Genomic DNA, 26,101 nt, shown 5'->3' on the forward strand with positions numbered 1-26,101 from the left:
CGCGGACCCCTCCCCGGTCGCGGGGTGCCCCCTCGCGGTTCTCCTGAGAGCATCCACACCGTGAGCGACCAGCAGGGCGTCCCGCCCACCACCCCACCCGAGACCCCCCGAGAACGGCCGACCGCGGCCGTCGAGCGCGGGGTCACCCAGGCCTCCCAGTGGGCGCTGCGGCTGCTCGTGATCGGCCTCGGCGTCGCCGGGCTCATCTGGCTGCTCGGCAAGGGCTGGTCGCTGCTGCTCCCGCTGCTGCTGGCGATCCTGCTCAGCGCCGTCCTGTGGCCGCTGGCCCACGTGCTGCGGGCGGTGATGCCGCGCGCGCTCGCGGCCGGGCTCTCCATCGTGCTGCTCGTCGCCGTGGTGGTGGGCATCTTCGCCGCCCTCATCCCCAACGTGGCCAGCCAGGCCGGTGACGTCGCGGACTCGGCCGTCGCCGGGCTGGACCAGGTCCAGACCTGGGTGGCCGGGCCGCCGCTGAACCTCGGCGACGACGAGGTCGGCAACCTGGTCAACCAGGGCATCGCCGAGCTGCAGACCAACGCGCAGAGCATCGCCCTCAGCGTCGTCGGCGGGGTCGGCACGGTGGGCGCCAGCGTCGGCTCCGGGCTCATCACCTTCCTGCTCGTGCTGGTCCTGACCTTCTTCTGCCTCTCCGACGGCGACCGGCTGCTGCCGTGGTCGCGGCGCTGGATGGGCGCGCAGGCCCACCGGCACACCGTCGCGCTGGGGGGCCGGATCTGGGCCGCGATCCGCGGCTACATCCTGTCCCAGGCCGCCGTGGCCCTCGTGGACGCGGTCTTCATCGGCGTCGGGCTGGCCATCATCGGCGTCCCCTTCGCCCTGCCGCTGGCGGTGACGATCTTCTTCGCCGCGTTCATCCCCATCGTGGGCGCCGTCGTGACCGGCGTGCTGGCCGTCCTCGTCGCCCTGGTGACGCTGGGCTGGGTGCAGGCCCTCATCGTCCTCGGGATCGTGCTGCTGGTGCAGCAGCTGGAGGGCAACGTCCTGCAGCCGCTGCTGGTGGGCAAGTCCCTCGCCCTGCACCCCGCGGTGGTCATCGGCTCGGTGACGATCGGCGGCACCCTCTTCGGGATCGTCGGCGCCTTCCTCGCCGTCCCCGTCGCCGCGATCCTCACCGTGATCCTGCGCTACGTCCACCACGAGCTCGTCCCCGACGAGCCGGAGAACCCCAAGGCCCACGACAGCGGGAACAAGCGCCGGCGCCGGGTCCCCTCCCCCGCCGACACCGGGGTTCCGGCGGACGCCGCGACGGCCCCGGAACCCCGCCCGGGAGCCTGAGCCCGGTCCCCGGCACCGGTCCCGCCCGGGGGCTCAGGCCCCCGGCGGGACCACCGCCCGGCGCACGCGGTCGCCGTCCCGGGCGGCGGCCGCGGCGCGCTCCCCCGTGACGCCCACCGCCCCCAGGCACGCCGCCGCGACCTGCGCGGCCAGGCCCGGGGTCGGAGGCAGGGACGGGGCCATCTCGACCAGGTGCAGGCAGGCGTGGCCCAGGACCGCCGGCTCCACCGGGTGCCCGGCGGGGACGAGGTCGGCGGCGAGGGCGGCGTAGACGGCCAGCAGCCGGCGCCGGTGGTCGCGGAACACCTCGAACCGCGGCTGCCGGACCTCCGGCACGACGTAGAGCGCCGCGACGCCCAGCGGCCCCGCCAGCAGCGTCCCGACGTCGACAACGACCAGGGCGTGCAGGGCCGCCGCCGGGTCCGCCGCCGCCGAGCGCAGCGCGTCGGCGACGTCCAGGGTCGGGCGGACCGAGGCCTCCAGCAGCTCCCGCAGGATCTCGTCCTTGCCCGCGAAGTGGTAGTACAGCGAGGCCTGCCGGATCCCCACCCGCTCGGCGATGGCCCGCGTCGAGGTCGCCGCGTACCCGGACTCCCCGAACAGCGCCGCCGCGGCGTCGAGGATCTCCTGGCGCGGGGTGCGCCCGGACCCGGCGCCCGCGCGGGTGCGGGGACGGCCGACCCGCCCCGTCCCCGCCGCCCCCGGCTCCCGGCGCGCGACCCCGCTGCTCACCGCGCCGATGCTGCCACGACCCCCCGCTGCGCCGGGCCGCGGGCGGCGCGCGCCGCGGGCCACGAGCCGAACGTCGTGATCTCCTCCGCCCCGGCCAGCGCCACCGGCTCGGCCAGGAAGCCGCGCACGACGCGGCCGTCGTCGAGGGTGACCGCCCCGATGGTCATCGGCGGCGGCAGCGCGGCGACGAAGGTCCCGAACCCGGCCGCGGGCAGCCGCCACACCTCCCCCGCGATCGAGGCCCCCGCCGGGTCGTCGCCGGCGACGCGCACCGCCCCCGGTTTCGGGGGGACGGTGTCGAGGGCGAACAGCCGGTACCGCGCCGCGGTCCGCGCCGGGCCGACCAGGCTGCCCCCGGCCGCGACGAGCTCGTGGTTCAGCGGCTGCCCCGACAGGTGCGCGCCGACGACGAGCAGGTCGACGCCCGGGTCCGCCCAGCGCGCCGCCAGCACCGCGAGCGCCCGGTCGCTGAACGCCGGGCCGGTGAGCATCACCCCGAACGGCAGCCCGGCGACCGTCCCGGCCGGGACGGCGAGGGAGGCCAGGTCGAGCAGGTTGGCGAAGTTCGTGAACCGCCCCAGCCGCGAGTTCACCCCGACCGGGTCGGCCGCGACCTCGGCCAGCGTCGGGTGGGCCGTCGTCGTCGGGGTGAGCAGCGCGTCGAACCCGGCCAGCACCTCCCGCGAGCGCGCGGCGAGGACGTCGAGGCGCTCGCGGTCGCGGAAGACCTCCACGGCGCTCACGCGCTCCCCGGCGAGGACGATCCCGGCGACCACGGGGTCGAGGTCGGTGCCGACGAGGTCGGCGTGCTCGGCGACGTGGCGCCCCACCGCCGCGGTGCGCTCGGCGACGAAGGCGCCGCCGTAGAGCAGCTCGGCGACGGCCAGCAGCGGGGCGACGTCGACCTCGACGACCTCGGCCCCGGTGGCCCGGACCCGTTCGACGTGGGCGGCGAAGGCCTCCGCCCAGCCCGCGGCGAGACCGTCGAGGTGCTCGGGGCCCGGGACGGCGATCCGCGGGCGGGCCGGCGGCGCCGGGCGCGGCACGTCCTCGCGGGCGAGGGGGTCGAGGCCGTCGGGGCCGGTGAGCAGTTCCGCGGTGCGCCGGGCGAGGTCGAGGTCGCGGGCGAAGACGGTGACGCAGTCGAGGCTGCGGCAGGCGGGCACGACCCCGGTGGCCGGGACGAGGCCGCGGGTCGGCTTCACCCCGACGATCCCGTGCAGGGCGGCCGGGACCCGTCCCGAACCGGCCGTGTCGGTGCCCAGGGCCACGTCGACGAGGCCGAGGGCGACCGCGACGGCGGACCCGGAGCTGGACCCGCCGGAGATCCGGTCCGGGGCGAAGGCGTGGCGGACCGCGCCGTGGGGGCTGCGCGTGCCGACCAGGCCGGTGGCGAACTGGTCCAGGTTCGTCTTGCCCAGCACCAGCGCCCCCGCCGCCCGCAGCCGGGCCACCGCGGTCGCGTCCACCGCGGGCCGGTACGCGAACGACGGCGCCCCGGCCGTGGTCGGCAGCCCGGCGACGTCGATGTTGTCCTTCACCGCGACGAGGATCCCCGCCAGCGGCGCGGCGGGGTCCACCCCGGCGGCCTCGGCGAGGACCTCGGCCTCCGGGCGCAGGGCGATCCACACCTCGGGCCGGTCGGCCGCGGCGATCCGGGCGTAGGCGTCGCGCACCACCTGCTGGAGGTTCACGCGGCCGCCCCCGTCGCGGGGCGCACGGAGAACAGGACCTGGCCGGCGGTGACGGCCTCCCCGGGCTTCACGTACACCTCGAGCAGCTCCCCGTCGGCGGGCGCGGTCACGGCGGTCTCCATCTTCATGGCCTCCAGGGCGAGGACGCGGTCCCCGGCGGCGAGGTCCGCGCCGGGGTCGGCCGACACCTGCCAGACGGTCGCGGCGAACGGGGCTTCGACGCCGACGGCGCCGGCGGGCAGGTCGACGGGCCCGGCGGCGACGGCCGGGGCCGGTTCGGGACGGACGTCGAACTCCCCCGACGCGCGCCAGCGGTCCTTCTCGGCCGCGAACGCCGCGGCCTGCTGCGCGCGGAACGCGGCGATGGAGGAGGCGTTGTCGGCGAGGAAGCGCTCGTGCTTGGCGAGGGAGAACGTCCCGTCCTCGGTCTCGAACTCCCCCCGCCCGGCGTCGGTCTCGGCGCGCAGCTCCAGCAGCTCCTCCGCGGAGACCGGGTACCACTCGATGCGGTCGAAGAACCGCAGGGCCCACGGGTTCTCCCGGAACAGCCCGCCGCGGCGGAACCGGTTCCACACCTGCACGGTCCGCCCGACGAACTGGTAGCCGCCGGGTCCCTCCATGCCGTAGACGCAGAGGTAGGCGCCCCCGATGCCCACGGAGTTCTCCGCGGTCCAGGTGCGGGCCGGGTTGTACTTCGTCGTGACCAGCCGGTGCCGGGGGTCCAGCGGGGTCGCGACGGGGGCGCCGAGGTAGACGTCGCCGAGACCGAGGACGAGGTACTGCGCGTCGAAGACCGTCCGGTGCACGTCGTCGACGGAGTCCAGGCCGTTCATGCGGGCGATGAACTCGATGTTCGACGGCGTCCACGGCGCGTCGGCGCGGACCCCGGCGACGTAGCGCTCGATGGCCAGCCGGGTGGCGGGGTCGTCCCAGGACAGCGGCAGCCGGACCCGGCGCGAGGGCACCACGAGGTCGTGGGTCGCGGGCAGGGCGTTGTCGAGCTCGCGCAGCAGCCCCACCAGCGAGGAGGCCCGCAGCCGGGCGGGGTCGGTGTGGACCTGCAGGGACCGGATCCCGGGGGTGACGTCGAGGACGCCGGCGGGGCGGTGCTCCTCGAGGGCGCGCATCAGGGCGTGCACCCGCATCCGCAGCCCCAGGTCGAGCACCTGGTCGCCGTACTCGACGAGGACGTTGTCGTCGCCGTCGCGGCGGTAGGTGGCCCCCGGCCGCCCGGGCGAGGCGGGGGTGCGGGCGAGGACCCCGTCGTCGCCGTCCCCGCGGGAGGCGAGGAGGTCCGCGCCCCGCAGCCGGGGGACGCCCGCCTCGGCCTCGCGGACGGGGGTGAACCGCACCCGGTCCCCCGGGCGCAGCTGGCCGAGCTTCCACAGCTCCGCGGAGGCCACGACCGCGGGGCAGACGAAACCCCCCAGGCTCGGGCCGTCGGGGCCGAGCAGGATGGGGGTGTCGCCGGTGAAGTCGATCGCGCCCACGGCGTAGGGGGTGTCGTGGATGTTGGAGGGGTGCAGACCGGCCTCGCCGCCGTCGCTGCGGGCCCAGCGCGGGCGCGGGCCGATGAGGCGGACCCCGGTGCGGGCGGAGTTCAGGTGCACCTCGTAGCCGGTGGCGTAGAACTCGTCGAGGTCGGCGCGGGTGAAGAACTCCGGCGCCGCGTGCGGGCCCTCGGTGACCCCGATCGTCCAGTCCCGCACGTACTCGGGACGGCGCTGCGCCGGGACCGGCCCGGTGACCGGGGAGAGGTCCCCGGCGTCGGCGGGACCGGGACGCAGGACGTCGCCGGCCCGCAGGGCGCGGCCGCCGTGCCCGCCGAAACCCCCGAGGGTGAACGTCGAGGCGCTGCCCAGGTAGCGCGGGACGTCGAGCCCCCCGCGCACGGCCACGGCCAGGCGCAACCCGGGCCCGGTCGCGGTGCCGATGGCCAGCACCGACCCCGCGGGGACCTCGACGGGCTCCCACATGGCGACCTCGACGTCGTCGACGGTGACCGGCGCGGGCGCCCCGGTGACGCAGACCACCGAGTCCACCGAGAACCGCAGCGCGGGACCGGTCGCGGTGACCTCCAGCCCCGGCGCGCCGACGGGGTTCCCCACGGCCAGGTTCGCCTCCCGCAGCGACAGCGGGTCCATCGGCCCCGACGGCGGGACCCCCACCTGCCAGTGCCCGAGGCGGCCGGGCAGGTCCTGGACGGTCGTCATGGCGCCGGGGGCGAGGACGTCGATGCGCGGCTCGGGGTCCGCGGTGACGTCGAGGGTCGAGGTGGAGTGGGTGACCGCGCGCAGCGCCGGGTCGTCCACCAGGGACCGCAGCAGGCCCAGGTTCGTGACGACGCCGTCGACGCGGCTGCCGTCCAGCGCCTCCCCGAGCAGGTCGAGGGCGGCGTCGCGGCCGGGGGCGACGGCGATCACCTTGGCCAGCATCGGGTCGTAGAAGGGGGTGACCTCCAGCCCCGTCTCGATCCAGCCGTCGACGCGGACCCCGGGCAGCGCGGGGAACTCCGCGTTCGTCACCAGGCCGGGGCCGGGGGCGTTGTCCTTCGCCGGGTCCTCGGCGTAGACCCGCGCCTCCACGGCCACGCCCGTCGGGGTCCAGTCGCGGGCGAACACGTCGTCGACGGCGCCGGCGCCGTCGCGGGCCAGGCGCAGCATGAGGTCGACGAGGTCGACGCCGTAGGCGAGCTCGGTGACGGGGTGCTCGACCTGCAGGCGGGTGTTGACCTCCAGGAACGCGACCTCCTCCCGCACCGGGTCGTAGACGAACTCCACGGTGCCCGCCGAGCGGTAGGCCACCGACGTCATGAGTTCCCGGGCGGTGGCGGTCATCCGCTCGCGGACGGCGGCGGGCAGGGCGGGGGCGGGGGCCTCCTCCACGACCTTCTGGTTGCGCCGCTGCAGCGAGCAGTCGCGGTCGCCCAGGACGGCGATCCGGCCCTGCCCGTCGCCGAACACCTGGACCTCGACGTGGCGGGCGGGGCGGACCAGGCGTTCCAGGAACACCCCGGTGGACCCGAAGTTCGCCGCGGCCTGGCGCACGACCCGGTCGTAGGCGGCCCGGACCTCGGCGGGCGTGGCGCACGCCTGCATGCCGATCCCGCCGCCGCCGCCGGTGGCCTTGAGCATGACGGGCAGCCCGACGCTCTCCGCGGCCGCGACGGCCTCGTCGGCGGAGGCGAGCAGCCCCGTCCCGGCGAGCATGGGCACCCCGGCCGCCCCGGCCAGTTCGCGGGCGGTGTGCTTGCTGCCGAACGCGGTGATCTGCTCGGGGGTGGGACCGACGAACGCCAGGCCGGCGTCCTCGCAGGCGCGGGCGAACTCCACGTTCTCGGAGAGGAACCCGTAGCCGGGGTGCACCGCGCCGGCGCCGGTGTCCAGCGCGGCCTGCAGGACCGCGTCGGTGCGCAGGTAGGACTCCCGCGCGGGGGCGGGGCCGAGGCGGACGGCGACGTCGGCCTCGCGGACGTGCGGGGCGGCGCGGTCGGCGTCGGAGAACACCGCGACCGTGCGCAGGCCCAGGTCCCGGGCGGACCGCACGACGCGGCGCGCGATCTCCCCCCGGTTGGCGACGAGCAGGGTGTCGAAGGCGGGGGCGGGGGTCACCGGGGCACCGTCACGATCATGCGCAGGGGCGTGGGGTCGAAGTCGTTGCAGGGGTTGTTGACCTGCGGGCAGTTGGAGACGACGACGAGGACGTCGACCTCCGCGCGCACCGCGACGCGCTTGCCGGGACCGGAGATCCCGTCGACGATCCCGAGGGCGCCGTCGGCCTCGACGGGGACGTTCATGAACCAGTTGAGGTTCGAGACGAGGTCGCGGGCGTCGAGGCCGTGGCGGGCGCCCTCGGCGAGGAAGTTCTCCCGGCAGCCGTGCTGGGCGGCGGTGTGGTGGCCGTAGCGCAGGGTGTTGGACTCCTTGCCGCAGGCGCCGCCGATGGTGTCCTGGCGCTCCACCTCGTTGCCCACGACGGTCATCAGCGGGTTGCCGTGCTGGCTGCGCAGCACCGTCCCCGTGCGCACGTACGCGTTGCCCTGCCAGGCCAGGGTGTCCGGGACGCTGTAGCGCTCGCTGCGGTCGGCGTCGGCGAAGACGAGGCAGTCCGCGGACTGGTTGCCGCCGACGTCGACGATCGTCAGCACGTGACCGGCGCGCACGACCGCCGACCACGGGCCGCGGGCCGCGACGCGGTCGTCGAGGACGACGTCGCCGTCGACGAGGGGCGAACCCCAGTCCCAGCGGGTGCGGCTCCCCGTCTCCGGTGCGGCGGTCGTCATCGTGCCTCCAGGTGGTCGCGGGTGTTCAGGTAGGCGCGGTGCAGTTCCGGGGTGGCGGTGAACCGGGCGTCGCCGGGGCCGGTGGGGGCGCTGCGCCAGGCGTGCACCCGCAGCGGGCCGACGGTGAACCCCGGGCGCGGGTCCAGCGGGTGCGCGGTGTTCGCGAGGAGGACGACCAGCGGCATCTCCGCGAGCAGGTCCACCGACCGGCCCGGGCCGGCGGACCCCAACCAGCGGAAACCCCCGTCGGGTTCGACCCGCACGCCCTGGAAGAACGAGACGCTCGGGGCCAGGTCGCGCGGCCCGAGGCCGTGCTTGCTCGCGGCGAGGGTCAGCAACCCGCGACCGGAGGGGCTCGGGCCCTGCGGGGCCGCGTCGCCGTACCGGCGGACGTTCCAGGCGTCGGAGGTGGTGCCGCAGAACGCGTCGTGGTGCCCGGAGGAGTCCGCGACGATCGTGGCCAGCACCCGGCCGTCGCCGGAGAGCAGCGGGTGCCCCTCCCCGAGGTAGGCCTGCCAGGGGATCTTCTGGGTGTCGGCGACGTTCAGCCGTTCCCAGGGGCCGAGCGCGGAGAGCAGCAGGACGTTCGCGCACGCGTCACCGGTGACGTCGGTGAGGCGCAGCCGGGTCCCGCGGGCCAGGACCCGGGAGGTGTACCCGCCGGGGGCGACGGTCTCGGCCCAGGTGAGGTCGCCCGGGTCGACGTCGTCGGGGGCGAAGGGGGAGGTGGCGGCGGGCAGGTACGGCATGAACTCCGCCGCGGTGCCGGAACGGGCGCGGGCGTCGCCGCGGGCGGCGAGGACGGTCGAGGTGTCCCTGTCGGGGTTCACGCGGGTTCCTCCACGGGTTCGGGGCGGGCGGGGCCGCCGACCTGCAGGGCTCCCAGGACGATGGGACCGCCGTGGCGGGCCCGGTTGCGGCGGTGCAGGACGAGCCCGACGAGCACGGTGGCGCCGATGAACAGCAGGGCGCTGAACCGCAGCCACCAGGTGCCGCCGGTGAGGTCGTAGACGGCGGCGCGCGGCCAGGCCAGGTTGACGACCATGGCGACCTGGTAGACGACCGCGACGGCGTTGACGGCGACGCCCCAGCGGCCGAGGGAGAACAGCGGGCGGCCGAACTCGTCGACGCCGCCGGGCAGGCCGCCGCGCAGGCGGCGCACCAGCAGCGGCAGCGTCACCCCGAGGTAGGCCAGGTACAGCATGGCGATGCAGAGGCTGGCCAGGGCGGTGAACACGGCGCTCTGGTGCCAGTTCACGGCCAGCGCGATCGCGGCGCCGACCCCGACGAGGACGGAGGCCCCGACGGGGGTTCCGGTGCGGACCGAGACCCGGCCCAGGACCCCGGCGAACGGGAACGCCCGCTCCCGCGCCATGGAGTAGACCATCCGGGAACCGGAGGTCTGGACGGCCAGGGTGCAGACGGCGACGGCGATCGCGACGCACGCCAGCAGCAGCCGGCCGCTGACGTCGCCGAGGCGGGTGGTGAGGACGGAGGCCAGCCCCTGCGAGGCCAGCGTCCCGTCGGTGAGGCTGGGCGCGGCGATCAGGCCGCCGACGAGGATGAGCGCTCCCCCGATCCCGGAGACGACCAGGGCCCGCAGGATCGTGCGCGGGGTGGTGGCGCGCGGGGCGCGGGTCTCCTCGGACAGTTCGCCCGCGGAGTCGAAACCCACCATGACGTAGGCGGCCATGAGGGAACTCGCCAGCCACAGCGAGAGGTAGGGACCCTCGGCCGCACCGGTGGTGGTGGCCACGACGGCGGGACTGCGCTCGGCGTGGCCGAAGAGGGCGATGACGAGGGCGGCGACGCCGAGGATCTCGATGACGACGCCCGCGGAGGTGAGCAGGGCCATCAGCCGCACGCCGATGACGTTGACGGCGGTGGTGACCACGAGCAGCGCGACGCCGAGGACGACGGCGTTCTGCGCCCCGGTCGACGACGTCGGCGAGGGGTCGGCGCCGGGACCGCCGATGACCTGGAAACCCGACCAGATGGAGGGCAGCACGGCCTGCAGGGCGATGGCGGCGGTGGCGACGGTGAGGACCTGCCCCACGACCATGACCCAGCCGGTGATCCAGCCGACGTCGGTCCCGGCGAGGCGGCTGGACCACTGGAACACCGCCCCCGAGATGGGGTACCGCGCCGCGAGTTCGGCGAAGCAGAGCGCGACGAGCAGCTGCCCGGCGAACACCGTGGGCCAGGTCCAGAAGAACCCCGCTCCCCCGAAGCTGAACCCGAGGCCGAACAGCTGGAAGACCGTCGTGAGGATCGAGACGAAGGAGAAACCGGCGGCGAAGGAGGCGAACGGCCCGACGCTGCGGTGCAACTGCTGGCCGTACCCGAACCGGCCGAGGTCGCCGGTCTCGGAGCCGGCGCCCGGGGCGGTCCCGGGGTGGGCGCGTGGTGCGGGAACGGTCATCAGTCGGGCCTTCCGCTCGGTGGTCCCCCGCTCACCTGTCGATCGACAGGTACGGGAGGAGTCTGCTGGGAGCGGAGTTTCGTGCGTGTTTCGCGGCGGTGAAACCTGCGTTGCCCGCACCGGCGGGGCACGACGGGGGCACGACGGATGCACGACGGGGGCTACGACGGGGCGCGGCGGGCCGGACCCGCGCGGCCCGGGTCGGGGCCGGCGGGTCAGCCGCGGAGGGCGGGGAGGTGCGTCAGCGGGGGACGACGAGCGCGGTGGCGATAGCCGCGATGCCCTCGCCGCGCCCGGTCAGGCCCAGCGCGTCGGTGGTCGTGCCGGCCACGGAGACGGGTGCGCCGCACGCCCGGCTCAGCGCGGCCTGGGCCTCGGCGCGGCGGCGCCCGACCTTGGGCCGGTTGCCGACGACCTGCACGGAGACGTTGCCGATCTCGAAACCGGCCTCGCGCACCAGCCGCGCCGCCTCGGCCAGCAGCCGGGCCCCGGAGGCCCCGGCGAACTCGGGGCGGGCGGTGCCGAAGTGCGCGCCGAGGTCGCCGAGACCGGCGGCGGCGAAGAGCGCGTCGCAGCAGGCGTGGGCCGCGACGTCGCCGTCGGAGTGGCCCTCGGGCCCGGCCGCCTCGCCCTCCCAGAGCAGCCCGGCGACCCAGCAGGGGCGACCGGCCACGAGCTGGTGGACGTCGACCCCGGTCCCCACGCGGGGCAGGCCGCTCACGGGGCCCCCTCGGCCAGCAGGGCGCGGGCGAGCACGAGGTCGACGGGGCGGGTGACCTTGAAGGCGTGCTGGTGGCCGGGGACGACGCGCACGGGGTGCCCGAGGGACTCCAGCAGGCCGGCGTCGTCCGTGGCGGCGGTACCGGGCGCGGCGGCCGCGTGGGCGGCCCGCAGCGGACCGGCGGCGAAGCCCTGCGGGGTCTGCACCGCGACGAGCTCGCTGCGGTCGACGGTCTCGACGACGGTGTTCCCGGCGACGCGCTTGACGGTGTCGGAGACGGGCAGCACGGGTACGACGGCGGGTGACCCCGCCCGGACGGCGGCGACGACGCCGGCGAAGACGGCCGGGGGCGTCAGGCAGCGGGCCGCGTCGTGCACGAGGACGACGTCGACGTCGTCGGGCAGCGCGTCGAGACCGCGCCGCACGGAATCCTGCCGCTCGGCCCCGCCCGGGACGACGACGACACCGGGCACCAGGGGCGCGAGCAGGGCGCGGACCTCGTCGCACGCAGCGGTGGGCGCGACCACGACCACGACGTCGATGACGCCGGAGGCCGCGGCGCGCCGCACCGCGTGCACGAGCAGCGGTTCACCCGCCAGGAGGACGAGGGCCTTGGGGCGGTCCGCCCCGAGGCGATCGCCCCGGCCGGCGGCCGGGACGACGAGCGCGGACCTCAGGAGGCCAGGACCTCGTCGAGCAGCGACTCGGCCTTGTCCTCGTTGGTGTTCTCCGCCAGCGCGAGCTCGGAGACGAGGATCTGCCGCGCCTTCGCCAGCATCCGCTTCTCCCCCGCGGACAGGCCGCGGTCCTGGTCGCGGCGCCAGAGGTCGCGCACGACCTCGGCCACCTTGACCACGTCGCCGGAGGCGAGCTTCTCGAGGTTGGCCTTGTAGCGGCGGGACCAGTTGGTCGGTTCCTCCGCGTAGGGCGTGCGCAGGACCGAGAAGACCCGGTCGAGCCCTTCGCGACCCACGACGTCGCGCACGCCGACCAGGTCGACGTTGTCCGCCGGGACCTCGATGGTGAGATCGCCCTGGGCGACCTTCAGCACCAGGTAGAGCTTGTCCTCACCCTTGATGGTCCGGGTCTTGATCTCTTCGATCAGTGCTGCCCCGTGGTGGGGGTAGACGACCGTTTCGCCAACCGTGAAAGCCATAGAGCGTGACCCCTTTCCCTGACTCCAGATTACCACGGCGAACGAGTCGTGGACAGCGTTCGCCGCAGCGTTTGCGCAGGTCAGAGGCTCACGGGGGATCAGCCGGGGCTTGACAGACCCCGGATCGCGTGCTGCGCCCCGCCCCGTCCACCCCCGCCGGGGGCGCCCGCGGCGGCGCGTCGCGCGGCCCCTCCCGGGCCCCCGGGCGTGACGGGGGCGTGATCGGTGCGTGACCGGATCGGGTCCGACCCGGGGAGGTGACGCACCGCTCCACCGCGAGCGCGGCTACGACTGCCGGTAGTCTGACCGCGTGAAGCTCCGCCTGCGCCGACCCGTCCCCACCGCGCGCCGATCCGCCCTGGCGGTCGTCACCGCCGCCGCCACCCTCGGGCTGGCCGGGTGCTCGGTGTTCTCGCCCGCCGTGGTGCTCCAGCCCTACCAGCCCAGCGACGGCCTGGGCGGGGCCATCGGGGGCCTGGACCTGCGCAACGTCCTCGTCATCGCCTCCGGCGTCGACGAGCCCGGCGTCCTCACCGCCGTGGTGGTCAACGCCAGCGACGAGCCCGCCACGGTCTCGGTGTCGATCGACGTCGACGCCGGCGACCCGGCCGCGCAGTCGTTCTTCGTCGACGCGCGCACCAGCCTGCGCCTGGGCGACCCCGGCGCGGTGGCCGAGGACGACGCCGCCGACGACGCCGGCCGCGGCAGCCAGCTCGGCTGGGTGCAGGTCCCGCAGATCCCCGTCTCCCCCGGCGAGACCGTCCCCGTGACGTTCCGCGTCGGCGGCGAGTCCCAGACGATCGAGGCGCCGGTGCACCTGCCGTGCTTCGAGTACGCCACGATCACCCCCACCGTCCCGGCCGCGGAGCCGACCGCCGCGGCGACCCCGTCGTCGTCGGTGACGTGCGGGCCCGTCCCCGGCGAGACCCCCGACGCCGAGCACGAGTGAGGGACCGCTGATGCACGAGGAGGGGGTGGCCCGGCGGGCCACCCCCTCCTCGCGTCCGGGGCCGGGTCAGCCCTCGAACTTGTACCCCAGCCCGCGCACCGTCACCAGGTGCCGCGGGTTGGCGGGGTCGGGCTCGATCTTCGCCCGCAGCCGTTTCACGTGGACGTCGAGGGTCTTGGTGTCGCCCACGTAGTCGGAACCCCAGACGCGGTCGATGAGCTGGACCCGGGTCAGCACCCGGCCCGCGTTGCGCAGCAGCAGCTCCAGCAGCTCGAACTCCTTCAGCGGCAGGGGCACCCGCTCGCCCCGCACGGTCACCACGTGGCGGTCCACGTCCATCCGCACCCCGCCCGCCTCGACCGTCGTCTGCACGAGGTCCTCGGGCTCGGCCCCGCGCCGCAGCACCGCCCGCACCCGGGCCAGCAGCTCGCGCGAGGAGTACGGCTTGGTGACGTAGTCGTCGGCCCCGATCTCCAGGCCCACGACCTTGTCGATCTCGGAGTCCTTCGCGGTCAGCATGATGACCGGCACGCTGGAGCGGGTGCGCAGCTGGCGGCAGACCTCCGTGCCGGGCAGACCCGGCAGCATGAGGTCCAGCAGGACCAGGTCCGCCCCGGCCTTGTCGAACTCCTCCAGCGCCTCGGGGCCGGTCTCGGTCACCGCCACGTCGTACCCCTCCCGCCGCAGCAGGTAGGACAGCGGGTCGGAGAACGACTCCTCGTCCTCGACCACCAGGATGCGCGTCACGGTCGGACCTCCAGGGACGTTCGCGGCGACGGTCGTCGCACGGTGTGCGGTGTCGTGCGCCCCGCGGCTCCGGCCGGCGGGGACGTGATGGCGGGGTCGTCGGCGCCGGACCCGGCGCCGGCACCCGGCTCGGCGGCGGGCCGGGGTTCGGCTGTGGCGGCCAGACCGGGCAGCCGCAGCGTGAAGGTGGACCCCTCGCCCTCGGCGCTCCAGACCAGGACCTCGCCGCCGTGGTTGCCCGCCACGTGCTTGACGATGGACAACCCCAGGCCGGTGCCGCCGGTGGAGCGCGAACGCGCCGGGTCCACCCGGTAGAAGCGCTCGAAGATCCGGTTCAGGTCGGCCGCGCTGATCCCCACGCCGCGGTCGGAGACCGCGATGTCGACCGTGGGCACCTGCTGCCCCACGGCCTCGCCCGCGACCCCGCCGGAACCCTCGCGCACCTCGACGACCACCCGGCTGCGCTCCGGGGAGTACGCCAGCGCGTTGTGCACCAGGTTGCGCAGGGCGGTCACGAGCAGCTCCCGGTCCCCGCGGACCTGCAGGCCGCGGCGGCCGGCCACGACGACCTCCGAACCGCGTCCCTGCGCCAGCGTGCCGACCCGGTCCACCGCCTCCGCGACCAGCGCGTCGACCTCGAGGACCTCCGGCTGCACGACGTGGTCGGCGGCCTGCAGGCGGGAGAGGTCGATGATCTCCTGGACCAGGGCGGTCAGCCGCACGGCCTCCCGGCGCATCCGGCGGGAGAAGTGCCGCACCGCCTCGGGGTCGTCGGCGGCCTCCTCGACCGCCTCGGACAGCAGGGACAGCGCCCCCACCGGGGTCTTGAGCTCGTGGCTGACGTTGGCCACGAAGTCGCGGCGGACGGCCTCGATGCGGCGGGACTCGGTGCGGTCCTCCAGCAGCAGCAGCACGTGGTGGGGACCCAGCGGGGTCACCCGGGCCAGCACGACCGCCGGCGGGCGGCCCAGGCCCGAGCTCAGGTCCGTCTCGACCTCGCGGACGCGGCCGTCGCGGCGGCACGCCCGCACCATCTCCCGCAGCTCCGCGTCGGTCAGCTCGGTCCCGCTCACCACGCCGGCGGCGTAGGAGGCCGCGCTGGCCTTCACGACCTGGTCGTCGGCGGCGAGCACCACGGCGGAGGAGCGCAGGGCCGTGAGCACCTCGCTCACCCCGGCCGGCAGCGCGCCGGCGGACGGGGCGGGCGGCGCGGGCGGGTTCTGGAGCCGCTCGGAGATGCGGAACGCCGCGACCCCGGCGGCGCCGGTCAGCACGCCGACGAGGGCGGCGATCGAGTCGGACACCTCCAGCACCCTGCAAGCCTACGGCGCGGCGCAGCCCGCTCCTCCCCCCGCGACCCGCGCGCCCGGGGGCGGCGCAGATGTTCACCCGCGGGGAGACGCGCGTTCACCGAGCCCTGCGAGCCTTCTGGCGTCACCATGGCCGGACCGGGCCCCCGCGGCGCCCTCGGAACCCGGCCACCACGAACCGGAGGACCTCTCGTGCGCAACGTTTACCACGACGAACTGGTGGGCCTGGTCGACACCCTCGTCGAGATGACCCAGCTGGCCGAGTCGGCCATGACGCGCGCGACCACCGCCCTGCTCGACGCCGACCGCGAGCTCGCCGAGACGGTGATCTCCGCCGACAGCCGCATCGACCAGCTGCAGCGCGACCTCGAGGAGCGGGCCGTCGACGTCCTCGCCCGCCAGTCCCCCGTCGCCACCGACCTGCGCGTTGTCGTCACCGCCCTGCGGATGAGCTCCAGCCTCGAGCGGATGGGCGACCTCGCCCGCCACGTGGCCAAGCTGGCCCGGCTGCGCCACCCCGAGCCCGTCGTCCCGGCCGAGCTGCGGGCCACCGTCCTGCAGATGGGCCAGGTCGCCGAGCGCATCGTGGCCAAGGCGGGCAGCGTCATCGCCACCCGCGACGTGCAGGTGGCCGCCCAGATCGAGGTCGACGACGACGAGATGGACCAGCTGCACCGGCAGGTCTTCGAGCAGCTGCTCTCGCGCAGCTGGGACCACCCCACCGAGGTCGCGGTGGACCTCACGCTGTGCAGCCGCTACTACGAGCGGTTCGCCGACCACGCCGTGTCCGTGGCCAAGTCGGTCGTCTTCCTGGTCACCGGTTCGCGCGAGGAGGACGTTGCGGCGCAGACGGTCTGAGCCGCGACCCCGGGCCCCGCAGCCCCCGTTCCGGGAGCGCCGCCGCGCGCGAGCGGGTGTAGCGTCCTCGAGGTGATCACGCGGTGGGGCCCACGGCGGTCCCTGCTGGGCCTGACGGGCTGCGCCCTGGTGGCGGGCCCGCTCCTGCTGGGCTGCGGCGGCTCCGACACCCCGGACCCCACCCCGACCACGACGACGACCACCGCGACCGTCCCGGCCACCACCCCGGTCACCGGCCCGACGTCGAGCGGCCCCACCAGCAGCGCCCCCGCCTTCGACTGCGCCTCGGTCGACGCGGCCCAGGACGCCCTCGACGCCGCCTACGCCGCCGAGCTCGACCGGCTCGGGATCGGTCGCGGGGACGCGCAGGCGCAGTCGGTGCTGACCCTCGTGACGACGACGGAGGGGCCGGCCTACTACGCGGCCGTGCTCGCCGCCGCCCCGCCCGCGCAGTCCGCGGACGCGCAGGCGGTGCTGGACTACTACCAGCGCCTCGCCGCCTGGGCCGGGGACCTCGACGCCGGGTCCGGCTCGGCGGAGGACCTGGCCGCGGCCATGGACCGCCTCGACGAGGCGACCCTCGCCGTCAGCCCGGACGCGGACACCGCCGGCCGGGTGGTGGCCACCCAGGAACGGCTGCGGGCCGCCGTCGAGCGCGACTGCGCGGACGCCACCGCGACCCCGTCGGGCCCGACGAGCAGCCCCGCCGGGCCGACGGCGACGAGCACCGCGGGCTGAGCGGGCCCCTCAGCGACGCAGCAACCCCGCCAGCACCTGCGCGACCTCGACCGCCGCCGCGCCCTGGTCGAAGTCCCACGCCCGCGCCGGGGCCCCCGCGGCCTTGGCGCGCAGCGGCCCCGGGTCGCGGGCGAAGGCCAGCATCGCCTCGGCGAGGGCGTCCGGGTCCTCGGCGGGCACGAGGTCGCCGACGGCGCCGCCGCGCAGGACGTGGTGCGGGCCCGTCGGGCAGTCCGTGGCGATGACGGGGCGGCCGTGGGCCAGCGCCTCCAGCAGCACCAGGCTGCCGTTGCCCTCGTAGCGCGAGGACAGCACGAAGGCGTCCGCCCCGGCGAGACGGGCCTGCAGGTCGTCGACGTGACCGGGGAACTCGACCCGCTCCCCCAGGCCGAGGCCCTCGGCCTGCCGGCGCAGCGCACCGCCCAGCTCCCCCGCGCCGACGATCTCCAGCTCGACGTCGGCGCCCGCGGCCACGACCCGGGCGAACGCGGCGAGGAGGACGTCGAAGCCCTTCTGCTCCGCCAGCCGCCCGGCCGCGAGGAAGCGGGTGCGTCCCGACGCCGAGCGGCGCGGACCGCCCTGGGCCTCCACGGCGCGCAGGGTCGCGGCGACGTCGATGCCGACGTCGGCGACGTGGACGCGCTGGGCGGGCAGCCCGACCTCCACGACGTCGTCGACCAGCCCCGGGGAGACGCAGACGGCCGCGTCGACGCGCCGGTGGACGGCGCTCAGCAGCGGGCGCAGGCGGGCCGGGGTCCAGGCCGCGACCGCGCGCGGCAGCGAGCTCTGCACCAGGACCACGAACGGGGTGCCGGTGAGCCGCGCCGCGGCCCAGCCGATGAGCAGCCCGTGGCCGACCTCGCTGCCGGACACCACGACGTCGGCCCGGCGGACCTGGCGCAGGGTGTTGAGGACGGCCCGGGGGGCCGCGCTGCGGAAGCGGCGCACCCGCGCGCTCCCCCAGCGGAGGTCCAGCGCCGGGTCGGGCCGGAGCATCGGCCCGTCCGGCGCGACGTTCTCCAGGACGAGGAACCGGACGCGGGCGCCGAGGTCCTGCCAGCGCCGGGCCAGGTCCACCGAGACGCGCAGGCCCCCGTTGTCGCGCAGGGCCCCCTCGACCAGCAGGACGCGGGGACCGAGCGCGGCCACCGGGCGGCTCAGCGGCCCTGGTTGGCGACGGCGGCCGCGGCCGCGGCCGCGGCGGCGGGGTCGAGGTACTCCCCGCCGGGGACGAGGGGCTTCAGGTCCGCGTCCAGGCGGTACACCAGCGGGATGCCGGTGGGGATGTTCAGCCCCGCGATGTCGGCGTCGGAGACGCCGTCGAGGTGCTTCACCAGCGCGCGCAGCGAGTTGCCGTGGGCGGCGAGCAGGACCGTCCGCCCGGCCCGCAGGTCGGGGACGACCGACTCGGTCCAGTAGGGCAGCATGCGGGCCACGACGTCGGCCAGGCACTCGGTGGCCGGCATGTCGTCGCCGAGCCCGGCGTAGCGCGGGTCGCCGTCCTGGGAGAACTCCGAACCCGCCTCGATGGCCGGCGGCGGGGTGTCGTAGGAGCGGCGCCAGAGCATGAACTGCTCCTCGCCGAACTCCGCCAGCGTCTGCTTCTTGTCCTTGCCCTGCAGCGCCCCGTAGTGGCGCTCGTTGAGCCGCCAGGACCGCTTCACGTCGATCCAGTGCCGGTCGGCGGCGTCGAGGGCGAGGAACGCCGTCGTGATCGCGCGCCGCAGCACGGAGGTGTGGACGACGTCGGGCAGGACGCCGTTCTCGACGAGCATCCGCCCCCCGGCCGCGGCCTCGGCCCGGCCCTTCTCCGAGAGGGCCACGTCGACCCACCCGGTGAACAGGTTCAGGGCGTTCCACTCGCTCTCGCCGTGCCGCAGGAGGACGAGGGTGTGCGCCGCTTCAGTCATGGCTGGAGCCTACCGAGGGTCCGCGCCGCGTTCGGCCGCCCGGTCCTGCACCGCCCGCCGGTAGACCTCGAGGGTGGCCTCGGCGGTCGCGCCCCAGCCGAAGCCCTGGGCCCGGCGGGCGGCCCGGGCCCCCATCGCGGTGCGCCGGGCGGGGTCGTCGAGGAGGGTGCGCAGCGCCGCGGCCCAGCTGCGGGGGGTGTGGTCGGGCACGAGCAGGCCCGTGCCCTCCCCCGTCCCGGCCCCCGCGCCGTCGTCGAGGACGGCGGTGCGCAGCCCCCCCACCGCGGCGGCGACGACGGGCGTGGCGCAGGCCTGGGCCTCCAGGGCGACCAGCCCGAAGGACTCGTTGTGGGAGGGCACCGCGACGACGTCGGCGGCGCGGTAGTGGTCGGCGAGCTCGGCCCGCGCCACCGGCGGGGCCATCCGCACGACGTCCTCCAGGTCCAGGGAGCGGACGAGGTCGGCGAGGGAGTCCGGGTGCGCGGTCCCGGAGCCGCTGGGCCCGCCGAGGACGACGACCCGCAGCCGCGAGCGCCGCCAGGGCTGCTCCCGCAGCAGCTCCGCGGTGGCGCGCACGAGCAGGTCGGGGGCCTTGAGGGGCTGGATGCGACCCACGAACAGCAGCACCTCCGCGTCCGCGGGCACCCCCAGTCGGGCGCGGGAGGCCGCGCGCCCGGGGGCGGGGGCGAAGGTCGCCAGGTCCACCCCGGGAGGCACGACGACGACCTTCGCCGGGTCCGCGCCGTAGAGGTCGATCAGCTCGCGGCGCTCGGCGTCGGTGTTGGCCACGAGCCGGTCGGCGGCCTCGACGACCTGCTGCTCGCCGATGACCCGCCCGGCCGGTTCGGGGGCGTCCCCCTCGGCGAGGGCGGCGTTCTTGACCTTGGCCATGGTGTGCATCGAGTGCACGAGCGGCACGTCCCAGCGGTCGGCGGTGAGCCAGCCGACCTGCCCGGAGAGCCAGTAGTGCGAGTGCACGAGGTCGTAGTGGCGCTCGGCGTGGCGGGCCTCGGCGTGCAGCATCCCGGCGGTGAAGGCGCACAGCTGGCCGGGCAGGTCGTCCTTGGCCAGCCCCTCGTAGGGGCCCGCGGCGACGTGGCGGACCCGGACCCCGTCGGCGGTCTCGACGACGGGCGGCTGCTCGGAGGAGGTCCGCCGGGTGAAGACCTCGACCTCGACGCCGCGCCGGGCGAGCTGGGTGGCGAGCTCGACGACGTAGACGTTCATGCCCCCGGCGTCGCCGGTGCCGGGCTGGGCCAGCGGTGAGGTGTGCACGGACAGCAGGGCGACCCGCTGGACCGACGACGAGCGGCGCACCCGTGGTCCTCCTGCTCGACTAGTGTCCCGACGTGCCCCGGCAGTCTGCCTCCCGCGTCCGCGCGGACGCCTCCGGGGTTCGCTCCAGCGGCCCCGCGGCCCCCGCGCCGGTGGGGGCGGTGACGCGCGGGACGACGGGCCCGGACCGGCTGCGGCGGGTGGAGCGGTGGCTGGCGGGCACCCAGGGCGCCCGGCTGCGGCGGGCGGAGGACCCGCTGGTGGTAGACCTGGGCTACGGGGCGTCGCCGGTGACGGTGACCGACCTGCAGCGCCGGCTGCGGGCGGTGCGGCCCGACGTGCGGGTGGTGGGCCTGGAGATCTCCCCCGAGCGCGTCGACCTCGCCCGGCGGCGGGTGGCCGGGGTCCCCGGGGCGCCGGAGTTCGCGGTGGGCGGTTTCGAGCTGGCGGTCCCCGGCGGGGGGTCGCCGGTGCTGGTCCGGGCCTTCAACGTGCTGCGGCAGTACGAGACCGGGGAGGTGCTCGCGACCTGGGACCTCATGCGCTCGCGCCTGGCCCCGGGGGGTCTGGTGGTGGACGGGACGTGCGACGAGCTGGGCCGCCGGGCCTGCTGGGTCGCCCTGGAGCGCGAGGCGGGACCGGTGTCGCTGACGGTCTCGGTGCGGCTGGCGGGGCTGCCGGCCCCCTCGGCGGTGGCGGAGCGGCTGCCGAAGGTGCTCATCCACCGCAACGTGGCCGGCGAGGGCGTCCACGACCTGCTGCGCGCCGCGGACGTGGCCTGGGCGCGGGCGGCGCCGGCGGGGACGTTCGGGGTGCGGCAGCGCTGGGTGGCGACCTGCCGCGACCTCGCGCGGGACTGGCCGGTCCTGGGCTCCCCGGCGCGCTGGCGGCTGGGCGAGCTCACCGTGGCCTGGGACTGCGTCGCCCCCCGCGCGGGCGGGGCGTGACCGGCCGCCCGGCGGAGGCGTCGGGGACGCGGGGGCTCTCAGGCGTCGAGCAGGATGGTGGTGGGGCCGTCGTTGACGAGCTCGACGGCCATGTCGGCGCCGAAGCGGCCGGTCTCGACGGGCAGGCCGTGGCCCCGCAGCGCGTCGGCCACGGCGTCGACGAGGGGTTGCGCGACGTCCCCGGGGGCGGCGGCGTTCCAGGTGGGGCGCCGGCCCTTGCGGGTGTCGGCGTAGAGGGTGAACTGGCTGACCAGCAGGACCGGGGCGCCGACGTCGGCGGCGGCGCGCTCCCCGCGCAGGATCCGCAGCTGGGCGACCTTGCGGGCGATGAGCTCGACCTGGGCGGGACCGTCGTCGTGGGTGACGCCGAGCAGGACGAGCAGGCCGGGACCGTCGACCGCCCCCACGACCTCCCCCTCGACGGTGACGCGGGCGCGGGTGACGCGCTGGACGACGGCACGCACGGCGGGTTCCTCCTCTGCTCCGTCCGGGTGGACGGGTGGTGACGATCCGGTGGACCCCGGCTGAACCTCACCCGACGGGAAGGTTGCGCGCCTACCATCGGGAGGTGCTCCACTCCCTGCTCGCCGTCCCCGTGGTGATCCCCGTGACCCTGCTGGCCCTGGCGGTCTGCACGGCCGGGGCCCTCGCCCGGCCGCGGGTCGAGACGGGTCTGGTCCTGGGGCTGCTGGCCGCGATCTGGTCGCGGGTCAACACCCCCGTGGAGGGGCGGATCCTGCACACCTGGACCGCTGACCGGGGGTTCACCGAAGCCGACCTGCTGTCGGTGGCCGCGCTGGCGGTCGCCCTGCTCACCCTGCTGCGGTGCGCCCACCGGGTGCTGCGCCGGCCCGCCCGGCGCGACGGGGCGGTGGCCGGAGCCCGCTGAGGCTCACCAGGGGCCGTAGGGCCCCTGGTTCCCCCCGCGGCCACCGCGGTCGCCGCGCTTGGGGCCACCGCCGTACTGGCGCACCGCGGGCCGGACGTCGGCGAGGTACACGGAGGCGCCGACGACGGCGAGGATCCCGAAGATCCCCAGGATCGAGAAGATCGAGACGAACCCGATCGCGGTCGCGACCGCGACGATCACCGTCCAGAAGGTCTTGGTGCGCTTGCCGGCCGCGACGAACGCCCCCGCCGGACGGCGCAGGCAGTCGACGAGCGCCCACAGGCACAAGCCGAACGCCGCGACCCCGAGGATCAGCAGCACGCCGTTCTGCAGGTTGTTCAGCAGCTCCACACCTGAACTCTACGAGTGGTGGGGCGGATCCGTTCCGCGGTTCACCCGCCCACCCCGGCGGTTCCCCCGGACGGGGTCAGCGGGAGGTGCGCAGGGCGTCGTCGACGGAGACGACGCCGTCGCGGTAGCGCCGGGTGATCTCGTCGGTGCACGCGTCCATCGCCACCTGCACGCGGTGGCGGTCGGCGGACAGCTCGTGCTCCAGGCCCTCCAGGCGCCGGCGCGCCGCGGCGAGCTGCGCGTCGTCCATGGCCGTGAGGTCGGACAGGTGCGGGTCGGCCACCGCGAGCTCGGCCCGGCGGCGGTGCTCGCCCACCCGGCTCGGCTCGACCGAGGTGAAGCGCCCCATCCCGTGGTCGGTGCGGCGGGGGTCGGCGAGGATGTCGGTGAGGGAGGCGACGAGCTCGGCGTCGCTGCGGGCGTGCGAGACCTCGCCCGGCGCCCCGTCGGTCCCGGCGCGGCGGGCCTCCTCGGCCTCGAGCAGGTCGAGGCGCCCCTGGATCAGCCGCCGCGCGTAGGAGAGGTCGGCCTCCTCCTGCTCCGCGACCGTGCGGTGCTCGCGCAGGGTCGGCAGGTCCATCCCCTGCAGGTCGTCCAGGAAGTCGGGCGCCAGCACCCGGTCCAGCGCCCGCCGGCCCCCCACCTGGTACCCGCTGACCTGCTCCTCGGTCATGACCGTCTCCCCCGTCAGAAAACCACTCCAGGCGACAACTGCACCACGCAGCGTGCTGAACCCCGAGTATGACCCACCCGGCTGCGGCACGTCAGGGGGCGACCACGACCTCCTGGGCCGCGGCCAGCGGCCGGGCCTCGCCCTGCGCCGACCCGGCCACCGCGAACAGCTCCGCGTCCACCGGCAGCGAGCGCTTCAGGACCGCCAGCGCCACCGGCCCCAGCTCGTGGTGGCGGGCCGCGGTGGTGACGAACCCGACGCGCCGGTCCCCGTGCACGACGTCGTCGCCGTGGGCGGGCAGGTCGTGGGAGGAGCCGTCCAGGTGCAGCAGGGCCAGCCGCCGCGGGGGCCGGCCCAGGTTGTGGACCTTCGCGACGGTCTCCTGCCCCCGGTAGCAGCCCTTGTGCAGGTGCACCGCGGTGCGCAGCCAGTCCAGCTCGTGCGGGATGGAGCGCTCGTCGGTCTCCAGCCCCAGCCGCGGGCGCCAGGCCTCCACCCGCAGCGCCTCGGTGGCCCAGGTCCCGGCGAGGCGGCGCCCGGCGACCGCGGCCACCAGCTCCGCGCGCGGGACGAGCACCTCGCGCCAGGGCCGCTCGGTCCCGGGGTGCTCGAGGGTGGGGACCGCGGAGTAGCTCGCGGTGTCGGCGCTGCCGCCCTCGTTCGCCGGCGTCGCCCCGGGCCAGGGGTCGACCCAGACCGGACCCAGGGAGGACTCCGCCGAGCGGCTCGGCTCGCCCAGCACGGCGAACTCCGCGCTCACGTCGGCGATCTCCACGCGCAGGGCGAAGCGCATGCGCTCCAGCCACGTCCGCAGGGCGTCGACGGACCCGGGCTCGACGGTGATCCAGGTGGCGTCGCCGTCGTCGACGAGGTGCAGCGCGTGCTCGACGCGCCCCTGCGGGCTCAGCACGAGCGTCTCGGTGGAGACCCCCGCCCCCAGACCCGTGAGGGCCTGGCTGGTGATGCTGTGCAGCCAGCTCAGCCGGTCGGGCCCGCTCAGGCGCAGCACGCCCCGGTGGGAGAGGTCGGCGACGGCCTCCCCGCCCACCAGCGCGCGCTGCTCGCCGTGCGGGTCGCCGTAGTGCCAGGCGACCCCCGCGTCGGGGCCCTCGGCGGCGACGGCGCCGGGGGTCCCCAGCAGGGGCGAGCGGTGGTCCTCGGTGACTGCGCTCACGGCGCTCCTCCTACTGACGGCGACACCGGGCGCACCGCCCGCGGAGGGCGAGGTGCCCGGTGTCGACCTCGAAGTCGTTGCGGGACAAGACCTCAGCCGCCACCGGGGCGGCGAGGGACGAGGGGGCTTCGGCCACCTGGCCGCACCCGTCGCAGACCAGGTGCAGGTGCCCCCCGTGCTCCACGGCGTGGAACGAGGGGACCCTGCGGTCCAGTTGGGTGCGGGCCACGAGCCCGACCTCCTCCAGGACCGCGAGCGCCCGGTAGACGGTCGAGGGGTCCACCGGGGACGAACCCGGCTGGGCGGCCAGGTGTTCCGCGACCTCGTCGGCGCCGGCGTGGCCCAGGGTGCGGACGGCGTCGAGGACCCGGCGCCGCTGCGGGGTCAGGCGCAGGCCGCGGGCGTGCAGCGCCGTGCCCAGGTCGCCGGTCACGGGGAGGACCTCAGGACACCCGCTTCAGCCGCGCCGAGGCGTAGCTGCGCAGCGGGTGACCCTCGAGGGCGACGTCGAGGGCCCAGAGCAGGTCGCCCTCGACCATCCCGTACATGCGGTTCCCGGCGGTGTACTCGTGCGCGGTCGCGGTGCGGGCCACGACGTCGCTGCTGAGGTCGATGCGCGGGCCGCGCGCGGTGCCCACGAGCACCTCCACCACCCCGGTGGGGTGGGCCAGCAGCACCTCGAGCTCGACCGGGCGCGGGCCCTCGGCCGGGGCGGGGGTGTCCAGGTCCACCGGCTGCGGGCGCCAGTAGCCGGTCTCGACGTCCAGCGGCTCGGTGGTGCTCCCGTCCTCGTCCAGGGCCCAGGTGGTCGAGGTGTAGGTGAGGAAGTCCCGGCCGTCGTGGCCGAACTCGACCACCTGCCCGAAGCGGGTGTCGGAGTCCCCGCGGGCGGGGTGGCCCAGGACGCCCGCGCCCTCCCAGCGGCCGAGCAGCCAGGAGAGCGGGACCAGCGTCAGCGGGGTGTCGGTGCGCAGGGGGAGGGCCACGGTCAGCGCTGACCCTTGTAGAGGCGGTACACCACGAAGCAGGCGAACCACGCGATGACGATCGACACCACGATCAGCAGGACGAGGAAGAAGACTTCGAGGGCGTGCACCCGCCCGAGCCTACCCGCGCGCCCCCCGGCGGGCGGCCGGACGTGGGACGGGTCACTCCCCGCCCCTCACAGCAGGACGAGCCGGCCCACCAGGTAGGCCGCCGCTCCCGAGGCCGCCACCGGCACCGCGGCCACGGCGAGGGCCGCGGGCAGCGAGCGCACCCGCGGCAGGCCGCCGGTCAGCGCGCGCCACGCCGACACCAGCAGCCCGACCCCGGCGCCGGCGACGACGCCCGCCACCGCCCAGCGCCCCTCGGACACCACGCCCTGCCCCCCGAGCAGGACGACGGCCTCACCGGCCAGGTAGCCCGTGGCCGCCCCCACCACCAGGTTCAGCGGACCCACCACGCGCAGCGGCCAGGTCGTCGCCGACACCGCGCCCGCGGCGACGACGGCGGACAGCACGACCGGGGCCAGCGGGGCGCCGGCGTAGGTCGTGGGCACCGCGACCCAGGCGGCGGCCAGCACCACGAGGGCCTGCCCGCTCACCGCGCCGGTCACCGACTCCACCAGCCGCGGGCGCCCGTCGCGGCGCAGGAGCTGGTGGACGAAGGCCAGCAGCAGGGCCAGGGCGGCGACCACGGGCAGCTGCCCCAGCACCCCGGAGGCCTGGGTGCCCCCGGAGCGGGCGGCGAGGACGGCGACGGTGACGACGACCCCCGCGCCGAGGGCGGTCAGCACGACCACCGCGCTCGTCCCGCGCGGGGTGGGCAGGTCGAGGAGGTCGGGCCAGCCCGCCGCGACCAGCGCGCAGACCAGGAGCACCGCCAGGGCCAGGACGCCGACGTGGGCGAACGACGCGAGGGCCACCAGGCCCGCCAGGGCGAAGGTGGCCGTCGCGGTCGCGGAGGAGCTCACCGGGTGATCCTCGCAGAGGCCGC

27 protein-coding genes are annotated in these 26,101 nt (G+C 76.2%); 6 read left to right on the forward strand and 21 right to left on the reverse strand.

Annotated elements, in window-relative coordinates; genetic code table 11:
• The first annotated feature begins 60 nt into the window (after positions 1-60).
• Entirely contained in the window at positions 61-1,296 is a 1,236-nt protein-coding gene (locus KRAD_RS06590; RefSeq protein ID WP_049821094.1) for an AI-2E family transporter, read from the forward strand.
• A gap of 33 nt (positions 1,297-1,329) precedes the next feature.
• Here KRAD_RS06590 and KRAD_RS06595 read toward each other — a convergent pair whose 3' ends face one another.
• From KRAD_RS06595 to KRAD_RS06635, 9 genes are all read right to left on the reverse strand, one after another.
• Positions 1,330-2,028: a TetR/AcrR family transcriptional regulator gene (locus tag KRAD_RS06595; RefSeq protein ID WP_012084756.1), complete on the reverse strand. Its 699-nt coding sequence runs from the start codon at positions 2,026-2,028 to the stop codon at positions 1,330-1,332.
• A complete protein-coding gene (atzF, locus tag KRAD_RS06600) occupies positions 2,025-3,722 on the reverse strand; it encodes an allophanate hydrolase (protein ID WP_012084757.1) in 1,698 nt (565 codons plus the stop codon). Before atzF ends, KRAD_RS06595 begins: the two co-directional genes overlap by 4 nt.
• Positions 3,719-7,333, reverse strand: coding sequence for an urea carboxylase (gene uca / locus KRAD_RS06605; protein WP_012084758.1), 3,615 nt, complete (start codon positions 7,331-7,333; stop codon positions 3,719-3,721). Before uca ends, atzF begins: the two co-directional genes overlap by 4 nt.
• Positions 7,330-8,004 (reverse strand): urea amidolyase associated protein UAAP2, encoded by a 675-nt coding sequence (locus KRAD_RS06610; protein ID WP_012084759.1) that lies wholly within the window; start codon positions 8,002-8,004, stop codon positions 7,330-7,332. Before KRAD_RS06610 ends, uca begins: the two co-directional genes overlap by 4 nt.
• Positions 8,001-8,834 carry an urea amidolyase associated protein UAAP1 gene (locus KRAD_RS06615; protein WP_012084760.1) on the reverse strand — a complete coding sequence of 278 codons (834 nt, stop codon included), beginning with the start codon at positions 8,832-8,834 and terminating at the stop codon, positions 8,001-8,003. The genes KRAD_RS06610 and KRAD_RS06615 overlap by 4 nt, the downstream gene beginning before the upstream one ends.
• Positions 8,831-10,426, reverse strand: coding sequence for an APC family permease (locus tag KRAD_RS06620; RefSeq protein WP_012084761.1), 1,596 nt, complete (start codon positions 10,424-10,426; stop codon positions 8,831-8,833). The genes KRAD_RS06615 and KRAD_RS06620 overlap by 4 nt, the downstream gene beginning before the upstream one ends.
• A 241-nt stretch (positions 10,427-10,667) precedes the next feature.
• The gene (ispF, locus tag KRAD_RS06625; protein WP_012084762.1) at positions 10,668-11,147 is read right to left on the reverse strand and encodes a 2-C-methyl-D-erythritol 2,4-cyclodiphosphate synthase; all 480 of its coding nucleotides are present in this window, start codon (positions 11,145-11,147) and stop codon (positions 10,668-10,670) included.
• Positions 11,144-11,824: a 2-C-methyl-D-erythritol 4-phosphate cytidylyltransferase gene (ispD, locus tag KRAD_RS06630; RefSeq protein WP_041291943.1), complete on the reverse strand. Its 681-nt coding sequence runs from the start codon at positions 11,822-11,824 to the stop codon at positions 11,144-11,146. The genes ispF and ispD overlap by 4 nt, the downstream gene beginning before the upstream one ends.
• Positions 11,821-12,303 carry a CarD family transcriptional regulator gene (locus tag KRAD_RS06635; RefSeq protein WP_012084764.1) on the reverse strand — a complete coding sequence of 161 codons (483 nt, stop codon included), beginning with the start codon at positions 12,301-12,303 and terminating at the stop codon, positions 11,821-11,823. Before KRAD_RS06635 ends, ispD begins: the two co-directional genes overlap by 4 nt.
• Positions 12,304-12,613: 310 nt before the next feature.
• On the opposite strand from KRAD_RS06635, the gene KRAD_RS24045 reads away from it, so the two are divergent.
• A complete protein-coding gene (locus KRAD_RS24045; RefSeq protein WP_012084765.1) occupies positions 12,614-13,252 on the forward strand; it encodes a hypothetical protein in 639 nt (212 codons plus the stop codon).
• 66 nt (positions 13,253-13,318) lie between these two features.
• Here the strand turns inward: KRAD_RS24045 and KRAD_RS06645 are convergent, their stop codons facing one another.
• Together KRAD_RS06645 and KRAD_RS06650 are read right to left on the reverse strand one after the other, a co-directional pair.
• Positions 13,319-13,999, reverse strand: coding sequence for a response regulator transcription factor (locus KRAD_RS06645; protein WP_012084766.1), 681 nt, complete (start codon positions 13,997-13,999; stop codon positions 13,319-13,321).
• Positions 13,996-15,303 (reverse strand): sensor histidine kinase, encoded by a 1,308-nt coding sequence (locus KRAD_RS06650; protein WP_012084767.1) that lies wholly within the window; start codon positions 15,301-15,303, stop codon positions 13,996-13,998. The genes KRAD_RS06645 and KRAD_RS06650 overlap by 4 nt, the downstream gene beginning before the upstream one ends.
• 198 nt (positions 15,304-15,501) lie before the next feature.
• On the opposite strand from KRAD_RS06650, the gene phoU reads away from it, so the two are divergent.
• Both phoU and KRAD_RS06660 read left to right on the forward strand, forming a co-directional pair.
• Complete coding sequence (phoU, locus tag KRAD_RS06655; RefSeq protein WP_012084768.1) at positions 15,502-16,167, forward strand: phosphate signaling complex protein PhoU; 666 nt, start codon at positions 15,502-15,504, stop codon at positions 16,165-16,167.
• 72 nt (positions 16,168-16,239) lie between these two features.
• Positions 16,240-16,905 (forward strand): hypothetical protein, encoded by a 666-nt coding sequence (locus KRAD_RS06660; protein WP_012084769.1) that lies wholly within the window; start codon positions 16,240-16,242, stop codon positions 16,903-16,905.
• 9 nt (positions 16,906-16,914) lie between these two features.
• Here KRAD_RS06660 and KRAD_RS24050 read toward each other — a convergent pair whose 3' ends face one another.
• Genes KRAD_RS24050 through mshA form a run of 3 tightly spaced genes read right to left on the reverse strand, consistent with a single transcriptional unit; the run spans position 16,915 to position 20,132 of the window.
• Positions 16,915-18,054 carry a glycosyltransferase gene (locus tag KRAD_RS24050; RefSeq protein WP_012084770.1) on the reverse strand — a complete coding sequence of 380 codons (1,140 nt, stop codon included), beginning with the start codon at positions 18,052-18,054 and terminating at the stop codon, positions 16,915-16,917.
• Positions 18,055-18,062: 8 nt separating this feature from the next.
• Complete coding sequence (locus KRAD_RS06670) at positions 18,063-18,815, reverse strand: phosphoglyceromutase (RefSeq protein ID WP_012084771.1); 753 nt, start codon at positions 18,813-18,815, stop codon at positions 18,063-18,065.
• Between the two features lie 9 nt (positions 18,816-18,824).
• A complete protein-coding gene (mshA, locus tag KRAD_RS06675; RefSeq protein WP_012084772.1) occupies positions 18,825-20,132 on the reverse strand; it encodes a D-inositol-3-phosphate glycosyltransferase in 1,308 nt (435 codons plus the stop codon).
• A 119-nt stretch (positions 20,133-20,251) separates the two neighbouring features.
• On the opposite strand from mshA, the gene KRAD_RS06680 reads away from it, so the two are divergent.
• Positions 20,252-21,037: a class I SAM-dependent methyltransferase gene (locus KRAD_RS06680; RefSeq protein ID WP_012084773.1), complete on the forward strand. Its 786-nt coding sequence runs from the start codon at positions 20,252-20,254 to the stop codon at positions 21,035-21,037.
• 38 nt (positions 21,038-21,075) lie between these two features.
• On the opposite strand, the gene dtd is transcribed toward KRAD_RS06680, so the two are convergent.
• On the reverse strand, positions 21,076-21,501 hold the full coding sequence (gene dtd / locus KRAD_RS06685; protein WP_012084774.1) for a D-aminoacyl-tRNA deacylase: 426 nt from the start codon (positions 21,499-21,501) through the stop codon (positions 21,076-21,078).
• Between the two features lie 104 nt (positions 21,502-21,605).
• Here dtd and KRAD_RS06690 point away from each other — a divergent pair, with 104 nt between their 5' ends.
• A complete protein-coding gene (locus KRAD_RS06690) occupies positions 21,606-21,926 on the forward strand; it encodes a hypothetical protein (protein WP_049821095.1) in 321 nt (106 codons plus the stop codon).
• A gap of 3 nt (positions 21,927-21,929) precedes the next feature.
• On the opposite strand, the gene KRAD_RS06695 is transcribed toward KRAD_RS06690, so the two are convergent.
• The 6 genes from KRAD_RS06695 to KRAD_RS06720 form a co-directional block, all read right to left on the reverse strand.
• A complete protein-coding gene (locus tag KRAD_RS06695; RefSeq protein WP_012084776.1) occupies positions 21,930-22,277 on the reverse strand; it encodes a DUF2516 family protein in 348 nt (115 codons plus the stop codon).
• A gap of 76 nt (positions 22,278-22,353) precedes the next feature.
• On the reverse strand, positions 22,354-22,950 hold the full coding sequence (locus KRAD_RS06700; RefSeq protein WP_012084777.1) for an RsiG family protein: 597 nt from the start codon (positions 22,948-22,950) through the stop codon (positions 22,354-22,356).
• A gap of 91 nt (positions 22,951-23,041) precedes the next feature.
• On the reverse strand, positions 23,042-24,124 hold the full coding sequence (ygfZ, locus tag KRAD_RS26905; RefSeq protein ID WP_012084778.1) for a CAF17-like 4Fe-4S cluster assembly/insertion protein YgfZ: 1,083 nt from the start codon (positions 24,122-24,124) through the stop codon (positions 23,042-23,044).
• 10 nt (positions 24,125-24,134) lie between these two features.
• On the reverse strand, positions 24,135-24,557 hold the full coding sequence (locus KRAD_RS06710) for a Fur family transcriptional regulator (RefSeq protein WP_012084779.1): 423 nt from the start codon (positions 24,555-24,557) through the stop codon (positions 24,135-24,137).
• A 10-nt stretch (positions 24,558-24,567) separates the two neighbouring features.
• On the reverse strand, positions 24,568-25,110 hold the full coding sequence (locus tag KRAD_RS06715; RefSeq protein WP_012084780.1) for a nitrobindin family protein: 543 nt from the start codon (positions 25,108-25,110) through the stop codon (positions 24,568-24,570).
• Positions 25,111-25,286: 176 nt separating this feature from the next.
• Positions 25,287-26,078, reverse strand: a complete 792-nt coding sequence (locus KRAD_RS06720; protein WP_041291945.1) for a hypothetical protein — start codon at positions 26,076-26,078, stop codon at positions 25,287-25,289.
• Between the last annotated feature and the right edge of the window lie 23 nt (positions 26,079-26,101).

This window comes from Kineococcus radiotolerans SRS30216 = ATCC BAA-149, from assembly GCF_000017305.1.
Classification (GTDB): domain Bacteria; phylum Actinomycetota; class Actinomycetes; order Actinomycetales; family Kineococcaceae; genus Kineococcus; species Kineococcus radiotolerans.

Excerpts from the sequence above, each read along its gene's own strand:
- KRAD_RS06670 (WP_012084771.1), bottom strand. The coding sequence starts at position 18,815 with ATGACTGAAGCGGCGCACACCCTCGTCCTCCTGCGGCACGGCGAGAGC.
- KRAD_RS06610 (WP_012084759.1), bottom strand. The coding sequence starts at position 8,004 with ATGACGACCGCCGCACCGGAGACGGGGAGCCGCACCCGCTGGGACTGG.
- KRAD_RS06620 (WP_012084761.1), bottom strand. The coding sequence starts at position 10,426 with ATGACCGTTCCCGCACCACGCGCCCACCCCGGGACCGCCCCGGGCGCC.
- KRAD_RS06635 (WP_012084764.1), bottom strand. The coding sequence starts at position 12,303 with ATGGCTTTCACGGTTGGCGAAACGGTCGTCTACCCCCACCACGGGGCA.
- KRAD_RS06700 (WP_012084777.1), bottom strand. The coding sequence starts at position 22,950 with ATGACCGAGGAGCAGGTCAGCGGGTACCAGGTGGGGGGCCGGCGGGCG.